Origin of the sequence: Natronorubrum sulfidifaciens JCM 14089 (genome assembly GCF_000337735.1) — an archaeon.
In the GTDB taxonomy this organism is placed as follows: Archaea; Halobacteriota; Halobacteria; order Halobacteriales; family Natrialbaceae; genus Natronorubrum; species Natronorubrum sulfidifaciens.
Genome location: NZ_AOHX01000046.1, coordinates 119,017 through 131,991, shown reverse-complemented (window position 1 = coordinate 131,991; position 12,975 = coordinate 119,017). Strand labels below are relative to the sequence as shown.

16 protein-coding genes are annotated in these 12,975 nt (G+C 61.9%); 4 read left to right on the top strand and 12 right to left on the bottom strand.

What is annotated here, in order from left to right; genetic code table 11:
• Nucleotides 1-46 precede the first annotated feature (46 nt).
• Entirely contained in the window at nt 47-799 is a 753-nt protein-coding gene (locus tag C495_RS15375; protein WP_008164527.1) for a ribonuclease H-like domain-containing protein, read from the top strand.
• Nucleotides 800-858: 59 nt separating this feature from the next.
• The gene (locus C495_RS15370) at nt 859-1,278 is read left to right on the top strand and encodes an acyl-CoA thioesterase (RefSeq protein WP_008164519.1); all 420 of its coding nucleotides are present in this window, start codon (nt 859-861) and stop codon (nt 1,276-1,278) included.
• Between the two features lie 3 nt (nt 1,279-1,281).
• Here the strand turns inward: C495_RS15370 and C495_RS15365 are convergent, their stop codons facing one another.
• Nucleotides 1,282-1,572: a HalOD1 output domain-containing protein gene (locus tag C495_RS15365; protein ID WP_008164518.1), complete on the bottom strand. Its 291-nt coding sequence runs from the start codon at nt 1,570-1,572 to the stop codon at nt 1,282-1,284.
• A gap of 306 nt (nt 1,573-1,878) precedes the next feature.
• Between C495_RS15365 and C495_RS15360 the strand changes: the two genes are divergently transcribed.
• Nucleotides 1,879-2,286 (top strand): MoaD/ThiS family protein, encoded by a 408-nt coding sequence (locus tag C495_RS15360; protein WP_008164517.1) that lies wholly within the window; start codon nt 1,879-1,881, stop codon nt 2,284-2,286.
• Between the two features lie 22 nt (nt 2,287-2,308).
• Here C495_RS15360 and C495_RS15355 read toward each other — a convergent pair whose 3' ends face one another.
• The 9 genes from C495_RS15355 to C495_RS15315 form a co-directional block, all read right to left on the bottom strand.
• The gene (locus C495_RS15355) at nt 2,309-3,520 is read right to left on the bottom strand and encodes a TIGR04347 family pseudo-SAM/SPASM protein (protein ID WP_008164516.1); all 1,212 of its coding nucleotides are present in this window, start codon (nt 3,518-3,520) and stop codon (nt 2,309-2,311) included.
• On the bottom strand, nt 3,517-3,861 hold the full coding sequence (locus C495_RS15350) for an Htur_1727 family rSAM-partnered candidate RiPP (RefSeq protein ID WP_008164515.1): 345 nt from the start codon (nt 3,859-3,861) through the stop codon (nt 3,517-3,519). The genes C495_RS15355 and C495_RS15350 overlap by 4 nt, the downstream gene beginning before the upstream one ends.
• Nucleotides 3,862-3,990: 129 nt before the next feature.
• Complete coding sequence (locus C495_RS15345) at nt 3,991-5,826, bottom strand: acetyl-CoA carboxylase biotin carboxylase subunit (RefSeq protein WP_008164514.1); 1,836 nt, start codon at nt 5,824-5,826, stop codon at nt 3,991-3,993.
• 278 nt (nt 5,827-6,104) lie between these two features.
• The gene (locus tag C495_RS15340; protein WP_008164513.1) at nt 6,105-6,929 is read right to left on the bottom strand and encodes a carbon-nitrogen family hydrolase; all 825 of its coding nucleotides are present in this window, start codon (nt 6,927-6,929) and stop codon (nt 6,105-6,107) included.
• A 2-nt stretch (nt 6,930-6,931) separates the two neighbouring features.
• Nucleotides 6,932-7,378 carry an SRPBCC family protein gene (locus C495_RS15335; protein WP_008164511.1) on the bottom strand — a complete coding sequence of 149 codons (447 nt, stop codon included), beginning with the start codon at nt 7,376-7,378 and terminating at the stop codon, nt 6,932-6,934.
• 79 nt (nt 7,379-7,457) lie between these two features.
• Complete coding sequence (locus tag C495_RS15330) at nt 7,458-7,682, bottom strand: DUF7123 family protein (RefSeq protein ID WP_006067615.1); 225 nt, start codon at nt 7,680-7,682, stop codon at nt 7,458-7,460.
• A gap of 93 nt (nt 7,683-7,775) precedes the next feature.
• On the bottom strand, nt 7,776-7,958 hold the full coding sequence (locus C495_RS15325; RefSeq protein WP_049890378.1) for a DUF7525 family protein: 183 nt from the start codon (nt 7,956-7,958) through the stop codon (nt 7,776-7,778).
• A 232-nt stretch (nt 7,959-8,190) separates the two neighbouring features.
• Nucleotides 8,191-8,550 (bottom strand): hypothetical protein, encoded by a 360-nt coding sequence (locus C495_RS15320; RefSeq protein WP_008164505.1) that lies wholly within the window; start codon nt 8,548-8,550, stop codon nt 8,191-8,193.
• A 2-nt stretch (nt 8,551-8,552) separates the two neighbouring features.
• Nucleotides 8,553-10,097 (bottom strand): acyl-CoA carboxylase subunit beta, encoded by a 1,545-nt coding sequence (locus C495_RS15315; RefSeq protein WP_008164503.1) that lies wholly within the window; start codon nt 10,095-10,097, stop codon nt 8,553-8,555.
• A 158-nt stretch (nt 10,098-10,255) separates the two neighbouring features.
• Between C495_RS15315 and C495_RS15310 the strand changes: the two genes are divergently transcribed.
• On the top strand, nt 10,256-11,629 hold the full coding sequence (locus C495_RS15310; protein WP_008164501.1) for a sodium-dependent transporter: 1,374 nt from the start codon (nt 10,256-10,258) through the stop codon (nt 11,627-11,629).
• A gap of 25 nt (nt 11,630-11,654) precedes the next feature.
• On the opposite strand, the gene C495_RS15305 is transcribed toward C495_RS15310, so the two are convergent.
• Entirely contained in the window at nt 11,655-12,377 is a 723-nt protein-coding gene (locus tag C495_RS15305) for an SDR family oxidoreductase (RefSeq protein WP_049890383.1), read from the bottom strand.
• 85 nt (nt 12,378-12,462) lie between these two features.
• Nucleotides 12,463-12,912: a response regulator gene (locus C495_RS15300; protein ID WP_008164497.1), complete on the bottom strand. Its 450-nt coding sequence runs from the start codon at nt 12,910-12,912 to the stop codon at nt 12,463-12,465.
• Between the last annotated feature and the right edge of the window lie 63 nt (nt 12,913-12,975).

Here is a 12,975-nt window from a genome sequence, read left to right as displayed (position 1 = left end):
CGCTCGATCCAATCGCTTTTAGTTCACTCGCCACTCTGAAACTGGTGTGCGAATCGAGAACAGCTTCATTCCCGTCCACGGCGTCGGGGAAACTACCGAACGGCGCCTCTGGCAACAGGGGATCACCCACTGGGACGAGTTCGACGGCAGCGTCGTCGGCGACACGATCGCAGACCGTATCGAGACGTTCATCGAGGACGGCTGGACCCACCTCGAGCGCGGCGACGTCGCCCCGTTCACCGAGGCGCTGCCGGCCGCCAGCCGCTGGCGGTGTTACGAGAACGTCAGCGAACAGACCTGCTTTCTGGACATCGAGACGACCGGACTCGACGCGGCAAGCAACGATGTGACGACCGTCAGCGTCCACCGCGGCGGCGAGACGAAGACGTTCGTCAACGGCCGCGATCTGACAGCACGACGGCTCGAGGCCGAACTCGAGGCGTCGTCGCTGCTGGTGACGTTCAACGGCCAGCGCTTCGACGTCCCCTTCCTCGAGACGTGTTATGACCTCGACGTGCAGACGCCCCACGTCGACCTCATGTATCCCTGCAAGAAAATCGGCCTCGACGGCGGCCTGAAAGCGATCGAGCGGGACCTCGGAATCGACCGCGACCTGCCCGACCTCAGCGGCCGCGATGCCGTGCGCCTCTGGCACGAGTACGAACGCGGCGACGACGGCGCACTCGAGACACTCATCAGATACAATCGCGCGGACACCCAAAACATGGAGCCGCTGATGGAGATCGTCACGGATCGCCTCCACGAGACCGTCTTCGAAGCCGCCTGTGCTGAGGAGTGACGGACCATCTGTGCGTCGATAGGTACCTATACGGCGATTGATACCGTCTGCAGGCGATAATGAGCGACAGCGACGACAGCGACGACAGCGACGACTATGTGGTGGCGATCGACGTTCGGCTCCGAGATATCGACTTCATGGGCCACGTCAACAACGCGACGTATGCGACGTATCTCGAGCAAGCCCGGCAGGCGTACTTCGAGGACGTCGTCGGCGTCTCACTGGTCGACGTGGGCACCGTCCTCGCGAACATGGAAATCGATTATATCAGCCCGATCGAGGCCGACGCGGACGTCACCGTTGCGCTCCGAGCGACCGAGATCGGGACCTCGAGTCTGCCCATGGAGTACGAAATTCGGGCGGACGGAGAACGGGCGGCGACGGCACGAACCGTGCAGGTGCTCGTCGATCAGGAGGCGGGTAACTCGGTGCCGATCCCCGACGACTGGCGGGCACGGATCGAGGGGGCCGGTGAGTGAGCGTTATCGGGTGTCGTCTTGCGGGACGGCCTCGACCTCGCCAGTGCCGTCGACAGTGATTCGATAGCCACAGAAGGGAAATTCGACGGTGCCGTTTGCCCGTTTCGAGCCGTCTTCTCTCTGTGCAAAGAGCGTATCGAGCGCTTCGGGATTGATAACCTCGTACAGTGCGTCGTACTCCGGCGGCTCGATATCCATCGGGTCGACGCCCTCTTGCTCGGCGACAGCCGCGATCACGTCGAAACTTACTGAATACGTCTCGGCAGCGTCCGAGCGATCGACTGAGAGTAGCATTGAACGGACTCTTACAGGCATCAATTATAAATCCTCTGGCGTCAATCAGGTCTTGCTGCATAGATCGCAACATAAATGTACGGATCTGTCCGACAGTGTATATAATTCTATCCGATACTAGTATGATATTAGTATGCTCGTTGTATTTGAGCAGCGCTTGAGCGTACTATTCTCTCGACAAGCACCCGTTATGTTCGCGTCCACGACGTTCCATCCGGTACAACACACATCGAAACCGTTCATGAACAGCACATTGTCGAACATGTTCGGAACTGGCCTTTCATGGGACGGCCCCGTACCACCGACATGGCGGCCAAACCGACCCAAAGCGAACGCGAAGAGCACCACGAGCCACGGACGACCGTCACCGTTCGCTGTACTGGCCACATCCGTGACGCCGTCGGCACCCACGAACTCGAGTTTACGTTTTCGGGTGCACGACTTCGTGACTTCCTCGAGGCGTTCTTCGAGGTCTACGACGTCGAAGAGATGCTGATGGCCGAGACGGAAGCCGACGCAACCGCCCACGGCTGGGCCCCAGTGCCCGACGACCTGCCGGGAACTTGGCGCAAGAACCCCGAAGGCGACCAGACCCGGACCTACGCGCGTGTCTGTCTCAACGGCCGGTTCAACGAACACTACGAGGGACTCGAGACCACACTCGAGGACGGCGACCGGGTCGCGTTGATCTACCCGTTCATGTTCTGTTGTTGACCTGATAGGAGTGGGGTGCCGTTCAGTCAGCACTAGCGCCGACAGACGGGTCAGTGCCACGTACCTCCACATCCGAGAGATAACACTGCGGGTCCGGCGCAAACAGGTCGCCGGTCGTCGCAAGCGCGCGCAGCCGAGAGCCACCGCGACAGATCGACTGGTACTGACAGTCTGCACACTTGCCCGTGAGGTGTTGCTCACGGTTTCGAATCGCCTCGAGCAGCGGGTTCGACTCGTCCTCCCAGATTTCGCCGAACGGCCGGTCGCGAACGTTGCCGAGACTGTACCCCTGCCAGAACTGCGTCAGGTGGACGTTGCCCGCGTAGTCGACGTCTGCAACTCGTTCACCCGTCGGGTCGCCGCCGTTTCGCTCGAGGTAGTCGTAGACCACCTGTGCCTGTTTCTCGCCGAACTCCTCGCGGGCGTACTCGACGAGGAAGGCTGCGTCGGCGTAGTTGCCGACCAGTAGCGTCTCGATTTCCTCGCCCCGGTCGTGATACTCGAGGGTCAGATCGGCGACTCGCCGGACCGCCTCGCGTTTCTCGCGTGGCGTCAGGTCGGCGTCGACGATTTCGGCCCCGCGGCCGCCGTAATCGAGGTGGTAGAAACAGAACCGATCCAGTCCCTTCTCGGCGAGCAGGTCGACGACTCCCTCGAGGTCGGGCGCGTTGGCGTCGGTAATCGTATACCGCAGCCCGGTTTTCAAGCCGACGTCCAGACAGTTTTCGATTCCGCGAACAGCAGCGTCGAACGCCCCGTCTTGGCCCCGAAACCGGTCGTTTCGCTCGGGCAAGCCATCGACCGAGATGCCCGCATACTGCAGCCCGGCGTCTCGGAGGGCTATTGCCTTCTCGCGGGTGATCAAGGTCCCGTTCGAGGAGAGAACCGGTCGCAGCCCGAGGTCGGCAGCGTAGTCGACGAGTTCGACCAGATCGTCCCGCACGAGCGGTTCGCCGCCCGAAAAGAGGATCACCGGCGCGCCGTAGGCCGCGAGGTCCTCGAGGAACGCCTTCGCTTCGGCCGTCGAGAACTCACCGGGGGCGGACTCGAGGTCCGCACCGGCATAGCAGTGCGAGCAGTAGAGGTTACACCGGCGGGTGGTGTTCCAGACGACGACCGGGCGGCGCTGTTTGTCCTCGGTGATCTGTGGTTTCGAGGAGCCCTCGGCGTCGTCGTACCGAAGGCCGTCGCCTTCGGCATCGAGGTCGCAGAGCAGCTTACTGATCGAAATCACGTGTCGGTCACCCCCTGCGTGTGACACGTCTCACCGGTGAACCGGCTCGGTTTGGAGTCGGACGATCCCTCGTGGCGCTCGTCCGAATCGTCCGTCTCGGCCGTGAGGCTGCGTGCCGAATACCGTTCGACCTCGTCGGCGGGACAGAGCCACAGATCGACGGCGTACTCGCCGAACAACCGCGAGGCGTGTTCGTGGGCCGTTGTGGCGTTTGCAGCCGCCACACTGCCGACGTGGGTCAGCGACTCGGCTTCGGTCTCGCGGACGAACAGCTCCCACTGTCGCTGTGGGTTCGCCCGCTCGTCAGTCTCCACCCGCTCGAGTTGTGAGGTCTCGGCCATACCAACACGTAGGAAACGGGGTGAAAGACCGTTCACCCAAACTCCCAGCCCGTGGGAACACCGGCTCAAATGACCGAACCCGTTCACCCCTATGAAAAAACCGACGGCTCGGTCGCGACTGTGGCGGCGTTACTCGAGGACGACCAGCACGTCGCCCATGTCGACGCTCTGGTCCTCTTCGACGGCAATCTCCGAGACGGTTCCGCCGCTCGAGGCGACGATGTCGTTTTCCATCTTCATCGCCTCGAGAACGACCAGCACGTCGCCGGCGGCGACCTCGTCGCCGACCTCGACTTCGATGTCGAGGATCGTTCCCTGCATCTCGGCGTCGACGACCTCGCCGTCGCCTTCGATCTCGACCTCGTCGCTCGAGCCACCGGCAGGCTCCGGACGGCTGGCCTGTGCGCCGCCGCCGACGTCGACGTCGCCGGCCGGGATGGCGGGTGCGCCGTGTTCTTCGAGTTCGACCTCGAAGCGTTTGCCGTTGACCTCGACGGTGAACTCGCGTTCGACGCTCTCTTCGTCGTCGTCGCTCGCGCCGTCGCCGGTGTCGCCGCCCCACTGCTCTTGGGCGTCTTCGATGCGGCTCGGATCGAGTTCGTCGTCGAGATACTTCGTCGTGTGTGTGCTCTCGACGAAGCGCTCGTCGGTGAGCATCAGGCGGTGGAACGGGATGATCGTCGGGATGCCGTCGATCTCGTACTCCCGCAGGGCGCGCAGCGAGCGCTCGATACACTCATCGCGGTCCTCGCCCCAGACGACGAGTTTGGCGATCATCGAGTCGTAGTCGGTGACGAGTTCGTCGCCCTGTCGCAGCGCGTCGTCCATGCGGACGCCGACGCCACCCGGTGGATCGTACGTCTCGAGGGTACCACCGGTTGCGGGCGCGAAGTCGTTGGCTGCGTTCTCGGCGTTGATCCGGAACTCCATCGCGTGGCCGTCGATCGAGACGTCGTCCTGCTCGAAGTCGAGTTCCTCGCCGGCGGCGATCTTGAGCTGTCGTTTGACGATGTCGATCCCCGTGATCTCCTCGGAGACGGTGTGTTCGACCTGAATCCGGGTGTTGACCTCGAGGAAGTAGAAGTTGGTCTCCGGGCCGAGTGGGCCGTCACGGTCCGGTTCTTCTTCGACGAGGAACTCGACGGTGCCAGCGTTGGTGTAGTCGGCTGCGGAGACACCGCGGCGGGCTGCTTCGCTGATCTTCTCGCGCAGTTCATCCGACAGCGCTGCCGATGGGCCTTCTTCGATGACCTTCTGGTGGCGGCGCTGGAGCGAACAGTCACGCTCGCCGAGGTGGCAGACGTTGCCGTGCTGGTCGGCGACGATCTGGACCTCGATGTGACGCGATTTCTCGAGGAAGCGCTCGAGGTAGACCGAATCGTTGTCGAAGTAGGCCTCACCCTCTCGCTGGGCGCTCTCGAGTTGGTCTTCGACGTCGCTTTCGTCTCGGACGACCTTCATCCCGCGGCCGCCACCGCCGCCTTCGGCCTTGATGGCGATGGGGTAGCCGTGTTTCTCCCCGAACGCTTTGACCTCCTCAGGATCGGTGACGGGGTCGGTCGTGCCGGGCACGATCGGGACGTCTGCGTCGTCCATGATCGATCGGGCCTTGGTCTTCTCACCGAGCGCTTCCATCGAGTCGCCGGACGGGCCGACCCAGGTGATGCCCTCGGTTTCTTCGACTTTGCGGGCGAACTCGGCGTTCTCCGCGAGGAAGCCGTAGCCGGGGTGGATGGCGTCGGCGTCCGCTCTCCGTGCGGCATCGATGACGGCCTCGTGATCGAGATACGAGTCGGCCGCGCGGGCCGGGCCGACGTTGTACGCCTCGTCGGCGTAACGGACGTGTCCGGAGTCCTTGTCGGCCTCGGAGTAGATTGCAACCGTCCCGATATTCAGCTCCTCGCACGCACGCATTACTCGAACGGCGATTTCCCCACGGTTCGCTACCAGAACCTTCCTGAACATTCCTGTCAGAACCAATGCGAAGCCCCTACCTTACTTTTTCGCAACGGGTCGCGGGAGGACGACTGTCGCGCTGGGCCTCGAGACCAGCGTTCGGTTCGTCGAAGATGTGAAAGAGGGTGCGAGTGAAGACGAGGAGGTGGACGTGGAGTCGCTCGTTCCCGGGAAACGAGCGTGCGACGGGCCGGAGCGACGCGCAGTGCCGGTCGGGACGTGAAAAGCGCCGTCAACCGGCGTCCGTATTATCGGGCCACAGAATAAAAAGACAGCGGTCGACCGTCCTACAGTCGCCGGTCGCGAAGTGCCGGAAACGACTCGCGAACCCGCTCGAGTGAGGCGAGATCGAGATCAGCGACGACCAGCGCCGGCTCGTCGCCGCTCGAGGCGAGCGTGGTTCCCCACGGGTCATAGACCGTCGACCGGCCGAGCAGCGTCGCGTCCGCGCTCTCGAAGTGGCCGGAGCCGTTGATCGTTGCGACGAACGACTGGTTTTCGATCGCGCGCGCTCGTGAAAGGGTCTCCCAGTGTTCGACGCGAGGGTACGGCCACGCGCTGGGGACGAGTACCAACTCCGCACCGGCATCGACCAGTCGCCGGTAGAGCTCCGGGAATCGCAGGTCATAACAGGTCGTTGCGCCGACGGTGACGCCGCCGATCGTCGCCGTCTCGATGCGCTCGCCGGGAACGAGCAGCTCGGATTCCGCCGACTGATAGCCAAAGAGGTGGTGTTTCCGATAGACGAGCTGTCGGGTGCCGGTCGCATCGAACAACGCGGCGGTGTTTGCAAGCCCCTCGTCGGCCGGCGTCTCGACGGTTTCAGTCGCCGCCAGATCCTCGACGATACTCCCCGCGAGGACGGCGATTTCGTGGTCGGCAGCCGCCTCCTGAACTCGAGTAAACGTCTCGCCCTCGAGCGGTTCGGCGTGGCGCTCGTAGCTGTCGAACGCGAAGTAGCCCACGTTGAACAGTTCGGGCAACGCCACGAGGTCCGCGCCACGGTCGGCGGCACGCGAGATTGCCTCGAGTGCGCGCTCGACGTTACCCTCGAGTTCGGTTGCCTCGACGTGAAGCTGGGCGAGTGCGATTCGAAGAGTCTCGTCAGCCATCGTTATCGCTCCTCGGAACGGGTCGTCTGCAGGTCACGCTCGAGCGCCCGCCGGAGGTTCTCGAGTTCACCGTCCAGATTGTGCTTGAAGAACTTCTCGACGCCGGGGAGTTTGCCATCGACGACGAAGTGGTTCTCGAGGCGCGTGCCGGTCTCGGTCTCGACGATATCGTGTTCGCCGGTGACGGTCATCACCTTCGATTTGCCGACGAACTTGACGTGCGACGGCGGCTCGCGTGTGATGTCTTCGGTCTCGACAGGAACCGTTTTGCGAACGAGTGGAATCGGTAACTCGACGTGCCAGGTTACGTGTCGACCGTCCGGATCGTTGACGGTGTACTCCTGAACGACGCTGATTGCCCGCGCACGGTTTTTCGGATCGGCAATAAACTCCCAGACGTGTTCGGGAGCTGCCGACAGCTCGAACGAACGGTCGACCCGTACAGTCATGCTACTAACTGAGGCCGTCTGTACTAAAAAGACCGCGGCCCGAGGTCGACCACTGCAGACAGCGACACAGCCGAAGAGATCAACTAAGCGTGACTTTCCACGTGGTCGAGCGTGCACGACCCCACTTCTCGATATCAACGTCGTCCGATTTCTCCGCGAGATGGGGGAGCCGAACGCCGACCTGTTTCGACGATAGCCCGATCGCGTCGGCGATGTTTTTCGCCCGGAAGTACTGTTCACCTCGGGCGGCACTCTCTCTTAAGTACGAGAGAATTCGCTGCTCTTCGTCGGAGTAGTCGGTCATCGTCCGTGCCTCATCCTACGGTGCGGTTGCTCTTAACTGTTGGCGGAGCGTCGGTAACCAATCGCCGGACAGGACCGGGATTGCAACGCGATGTTAGTACAGGTGAATCCCGATAACGGCGAGGCAGCTAAAAATCATTGCCGCGGCAAAGCCCCATGCTGCCGTCATGTCCGGTGCGCCGATAAACATCAACAGTGCGCCGATGGTCGCAGCCGCACCAAGCGCAAGCGCCAGTCCAATGTTCATGTCCGTGGTTGACTCGGTTTCAGTGGCCATACCCGGGGGTTGTGGATGATGTGTATTAAAGCGTTTGACAGCAGTCGACTCGAGTGACCGTTCTCGAGGAGCGACACGAGGTCGTTCTCCCTCGAGCAGCGATCTGAGAGACGAAACTGCCCGAGATGACGGACGTGATAGAACGGTGGCCGACTCAGACTATCGGACAGCAGTCAGTGAGACGGCGGCCGCAGTAGTGCGGCCGACCGTCGAATAGTCCTATCCGACAGTATCAGAACCGACTCGTCCGGCCGGCGGCCGACCACGGATCGGTCGGCGCATCGCGTGGGACGCGAACGGTTCGGCTCTGGTGGGCTCGAACGCGGCCGGCAAACGACCAGCGCTTGCCGTCCCACGTCTCCTCACCGCTTGCGGCCGCCGCCGCGGCGACGGCGAGTGCGTGATCGTGAAGATGGGCACCGACTGCGGCGGCGATTGCCGCCGCCTCCGCTTCGGTGGCGTCGTCGGGGATGTCGAGTTCGATATTCGACAGGACGTCGGTCTCGAGTGCGGCGTCGCCTGCCGGTGACTGTGGACCCGCTCCGGCGGCGTTCCCGTCGTCGACTTCGACGTTCGACTGTTGTGATGTCATCCTTACAGCGGGATGTTACCGTGTTTCTTGTCCGGCTGTTCTTCGCGTTTCGTCTCGAGCATCTCGAGGTCCGCGATCAGGCGTGGACGCGTCTCGGTGGGCACGATGACGTCGTCGAGGAAGCCTTTGTCGGTCGCCGTGTATGGGTTGGCGAACTCCTCGCGGTACTCCTCGATGAGTTCGTCGCGGAGTTCGTCCGGGTTGTCGGCTTCCGCGAGCTCGTTCCGATAGAGGATGTTGACGGCACCCTGTGGTCCCATGACGGCGATCTCGGCGGTCGGCCACGCGTAGTTGACGTCCGCGCCGAGGTTCTTCGAGGCCATGACACAGTAGGCCCCACCGTAGGCCTTCCGGGTAATGACAGTGAGCAGCGGGACAGTTGCCTCGGAGAAGGCGTACAGCAGCTTTGCACCGTGACGGATGATGCCACGGTGTTCCTGATCCGTACCGGGCATGTAGCCGGGAACGTCGACGAACGTGACGATCGGGATATTGAACGAATCACAGAAGCGGACGAACCGCGACCCCTTCATCGAGGCGTCGACGGTGAGCGTGCCGGCGTTGACTCGTGGCTGGTTGGCGACGACACCGACCGAGCGGCCATCGAGACGACCGAAACCGACGACGATGTTCTGTGCGAAGTTGTCCGCGACTTCGAAGAACGAGCCCTCGTCGACGACCGAGTCGATGACGTTGGTCATGTCGTAGGGCTTCTGTGGGCTCGGCGGGACGATGTTCTTTAAGTCCTCGTCGCGACGGTCCGGGTCGTCCCACGGCTCGACACGTGGTGGGTCCTCGACGTTGTTCTGGGGGAGATACGAGAGCAGGCGCTTGATCTCATCGAGCGCTTGTTCTTCATCCTCGACGGCGAACTGGGCCACACCGGTCTTGCCGGCGTGGGTCATCGCCCCACCGAGTTCCTCGTGGGTGACCTCTTCACCAGTGACGGTCTTGGTGACGCCGGGGCCGGTGATGTACATGTGGCTCGTGTCTTTCACCATGAAAATGAAATCGGTGATCGACGGCGAGTAGACCGCACCGCCCGCGCAGGGTCCCATAATACCCGAAATCTGCGGGACGACGCCGCTGGCTTCTTGGTTCCGGCGGAAAATCTCGGTGAAGCCGGCGAGGCTTTTGACACCCTCCTGAATACGAGCGCCAGCAGAGTCGTTGAGGCCGATGATCGGCGCACCGACTTCCATCGCCATGTCCATCACTTTACAGATCTTCTCGGCGAACACTTCACCGAGCGAGCCGCCAAAGACGGTAAAGTCGTGGGCGAAGACGAAGACAGTCCGGCCGTTGACCTCACCGTAGCCCGTGACGACACCGTCGCCCGGCACTTTCTTCTCTTCCATGCCGAACTGGCTCGTCTGGTGGGTCCGGAGCTGGTCAAACTCCGTGAAGGTTCCCTCATCGAGGAAGTAATCGATCCGCTCGCGAGCGGTCATCTTCCCCTTGTCGTGTTGTTTTTCGATTCGGTCTTCGCCACCACCAAGGCGAGCCTCCTCGCGAAGGTCCTCGAGTTCATCGATTCGGTCTTCCATCGTCATGCTCGAAACACTCCTGTCGGATTCATACGGGTTTCTGCGAGGACCAACAGGAAAAGGATTCCGTAACTCTTTCACGATTAATAACCGAACCGGGTGACCTGATAGGGTGACCACAAAAAGTTATATATGAGCGCCTTTTTAATGAGGTGGATATGGTGCAACGAGAAACGTGGGCAACGAGAACAGGCTTCATTCTGGCTGCGGTCGGGAGCGCAGTCGGATTGGGGAACATCTGGAGATTTCCGTTCGTCACGGGTGAAGGTGGTGGTGCAGCGTTCCTGCTGGTCTACCTTCTGTTCGTCGCATTGATCGGCTTCCCAGCAATCCTGGCCGAGTTCGTCGTCGGCCGAAAAACCGAACGAAACCCGGTCGGCGCGCTGATGGAGTTGGGAGGGAGTTCGTGGAAATACGTCGGTGGCGTCTTCGTTGTCACCGGCTTCGTCATCCTTTCGTTCTACAGCGTCGTCGCCGGCTGGTTTATCCGCTACTTCCTCGAGGGCTTTCGGGGAAGCTATGCAAACCTTCTCACCGGATACGAAGGAGATGCGGCGATCATGTTCGGAGAGCTATCGACTGGTCTCGATGCGTTCTTCTTCCACACGCTGTTTATGGTGATCACAATCGGGGTCGTCGCACTCGGCATCCGACAAGGAATCGAACTCGCTGTGAAGGTGATGGTGCCAGCAATCCTGATATTACTCATCGGGATGGCAGTCTGGGCGTTTACGCTGCCCGACGCCAGTGCCGGCTACTCGTATTACCTCTCGCCGGAGTTCAGCATCATCGCCGACAACTGGGCGACGCTGCTGCCGGCGGCCGCCGGACAGGCCTTTTTCACGCTCTCGCTCGGGATGGGTGTGATGATCACCTACGCGTCCTATCTCGGTGAAGATCGTAATCTGACCAAAGACGGGGTAACGATCATCGGCTTCGACACCGGAATCGCGTTCCTGACCGGACTGGTCGTCTTCCCCGTCTTCTTCTCGGCAGGGATAACCGAACCCGGTGATGGTGGAGCCGGTGCCATCTTCATCTCGATGACGGAAGCGTTCGCAACCATCGGCGGCGGTCACATTCTTGGCTTGCTGTTCTTTGGCACCGTTGCCATCGCAGCGCTCTCGAGTGCGATTTCGCTGCTCGAGGTCGTGACGGCCTACGTCATCGACGAGAAAGGCGTCGAGCGATGGAAAGCAGCACTCGGCATGGGCGGAATCATCTACCTGCTGGGTGTGCCAGTCACCTACGATCTGATCTTCCTCGACCTGCTCGACGGCTTCGCCGACGGTATCCTGCTGGTGTTCGGCGCACTCATGCTGGTGATCCTCGTTGGCTGGATCACGCCAGAAGTGGCCGTCAAAGAACTCGAGAAAGGCATCGGTGATCTCGGTGGACGCGGCCAGGCGTGGATCTGGGCGATTCGCGTGCCGATCCTCCTCGTGCTGGTCATCACGCTGTATCTCGGTGTCGACGGCTACGTCGGATTCCTCACCGGCGACTTCGCCGACTGGATCAGCACGAACCTGTAACGGAAGCCGACTCTTTTCGCGATTTTTATGCTTCGCCGTAGACCGGCACGGCAGCGCCGCTGGTCACCGCAGCCCCCTCGCTACAGAGGAAGGCGATCACGTCCGCGATCTCGGTCGGCTCGACCCACGAGTCGTGATCCGCGTCGGGCATCATCTCGCGGTTCATCGGCGTATCGATCACGCTCGGCATCACACAGTTCGCTCGAACCGTCCCGCGATTCTCCGCGGCGAGCGTCTCCGTGAGCAGGCGAATCCCGGCTTTCGTGATTCGGTAGGGGCCGTCGCCCTCGCCGCCCTCGAGTGACGACCGTGCGCTGACGCTGACGATCGACCCCGACGTCTCCTGCAGATGAGGCAGGGCGTGTTTTGCGGCCAAAAACGCCGTCTTCAGGTTGACGTTCAGCAGCAAGTCGAACGCCTCGAGATCAGTGTCTTCGATGGGGTCGCCGCCACGCCACGTGCCGGCGATGTTACAGAGATGGTCGATTCGGTCGTGGTCGTCGACGATGGCTGAGACGAGCCGCTCGACGTCGCCCTCGTCGGTCAGGTCGGCCTCGTAGAACTGGACGCCCGAGTCGGGCTCGAGCAGGCTGTCTTCGTCGTCGGGGGCAACGACATCGACGGCACAGACGGTCGCGCCGGCCGTTCGAAATCGGTCGACGACGGCGCTTCCGAGCGCCCCGCTTGCACCCGTGACGACGGCGACGGTGCCGTCGAAATCAACATCGAAATCGGTCTGTGGTGACATACGACAGGCTACCACGACGACGTAGATGAATGCGGGGGGCGAACTCGCCATCAACCGTGGGACGAACGTTCGATGGCGACGCCCGTCAGGACGTGACCGGCGGCAACGCGGCCTGCTGGAACCAAAACGCCGCGACGGCCTCGACCATGGCCACGTACTCGTCGGGGTCCGTTGGTTTGGTGAGGTAGGCGTTCGCGGCACGTTCGTAGCTCTCGAGGACGTCCTCGGTGGCAGTCGAACTCGTGACGACGAGAATCGGGAGCGAGGCGAATCGGGAATCGGCCTGAATCGTCTCGAGAAACTCGAACCCGCCCATTCGAGGCAGATTCAGGTCGAGAAGGATGAGATCCGGGACGGGGGCCGTCGGATGATCGTATCGCGCCGAGAGAAACTCGAGTGCATCGTTGCCATCGCTCGTCACGTTGATCGTCGTCTCCGCCGGGAGTTGCTCGAACGCATCCTGTATGAGTCTCACATCGCCGGGATTGTCTTCCACCAACAGCAGTTCAATCGGGGTCTCGAGTCGGGGGATCATGAATCGCGTGCCGTACAGCGCTACAGCGTCGGGGACCGGTCGAGGTCAGCAAGGACTGTACGT

What these genes read in the sequence shown, in the direction of transcription:
- C495_RS15370 (WP_008164519.1), top strand. Translation starts at nt 859, where the DNA reads ATGAGCGACAGCGACGACAGCGACGACAGCGACGACTATGTGGTGGCG.
- C495_RS15365 (WP_008164518.1), bottom strand. Translation starts at nt 1,572, where the DNA reads ATGCTACTCTCAGTCGATCGCTCGGACGCTGCCGAGACGTATTCAGTA.
- C495_RS15360 (WP_008164517.1), top strand. Translation starts at nt 1,879, where the DNA reads ATGGCGGCCAAACCGACCCAAAGCGAACGCGAAGAGCACCACGAGCCA.
- C495_RS15350 (WP_008164515.1), bottom strand. Translation starts at nt 3,861, where the DNA reads ATGGCCGAGACCTCACAACTCGAGCGGGTGGAGACTGACGAGCGGGCG.
- C495_RS15345 (WP_008164514.1), bottom strand. Translation starts at nt 5,826, where the DNA reads ATGTTCAGGAAGGTTCTGGTAGCGAACCGTGGGGAAATCGCCGTTCGA.
- C495_RS15340 (WP_008164513.1), bottom strand. Translation starts at nt 6,929, where the DNA reads ATGGCTGACGAGACTCTTCGAATCGCACTCGCCCAGCTTCACGTCGAG.
- C495_RS15335 (WP_008164511.1), bottom strand. Translation starts at nt 7,378, where the DNA reads ATGACTGTACGGGTCGACCGTTCGTTCGAGCTGTCGGCAGCTCCCGAA.
- C495_RS15330 (WP_006067615.1), bottom strand. Translation starts at nt 7,682, where the DNA reads ATGACCGACTACTCCGACGAAGAGCAGCGAATTCTCTCGTACTTAAGA.
- C495_RS15325 (WP_049890378.1), bottom strand. Translation starts at nt 7,958, where the DNA reads ATGGCCACTGAAACCGAGTCAACCACGGACATGAACATTGGACTGGCG.
- C495_RS15320 (WP_008164505.1), bottom strand. Translation starts at nt 8,550, where the DNA reads ATGACATCACAACAGTCGAACGTCGAAGTCGACGACGGGAACGCCGCC.
- C495_RS15315 (WP_008164503.1), bottom strand. Translation starts at nt 10,097, where the DNA reads ATGGAAGACCGAATCGATGAACTCGAGGACCTTCGCGAGGAGGCTCGC.
- C495_RS15310 (WP_008164501.1), top strand. Translation starts at nt 10,256, where the DNA reads ATGGTGCAACGAGAAACGTGGGCAACGAGAACAGGCTTCATTCTGGCT.
- C495_RS15305 (WP_049890383.1), bottom strand. Translation starts at nt 12,377, where the DNA reads ATGTCACCACAGACCGATTTCGATGTTGATTTCGACGGCACCGTCGCC.
- C495_RS15300 (WP_008164497.1), bottom strand. Translation starts at nt 12,912, where the DNA reads ATGATCCCCCGACTCGAGACCCCGATTGAACTGCTGTTGGTGGAAGAC.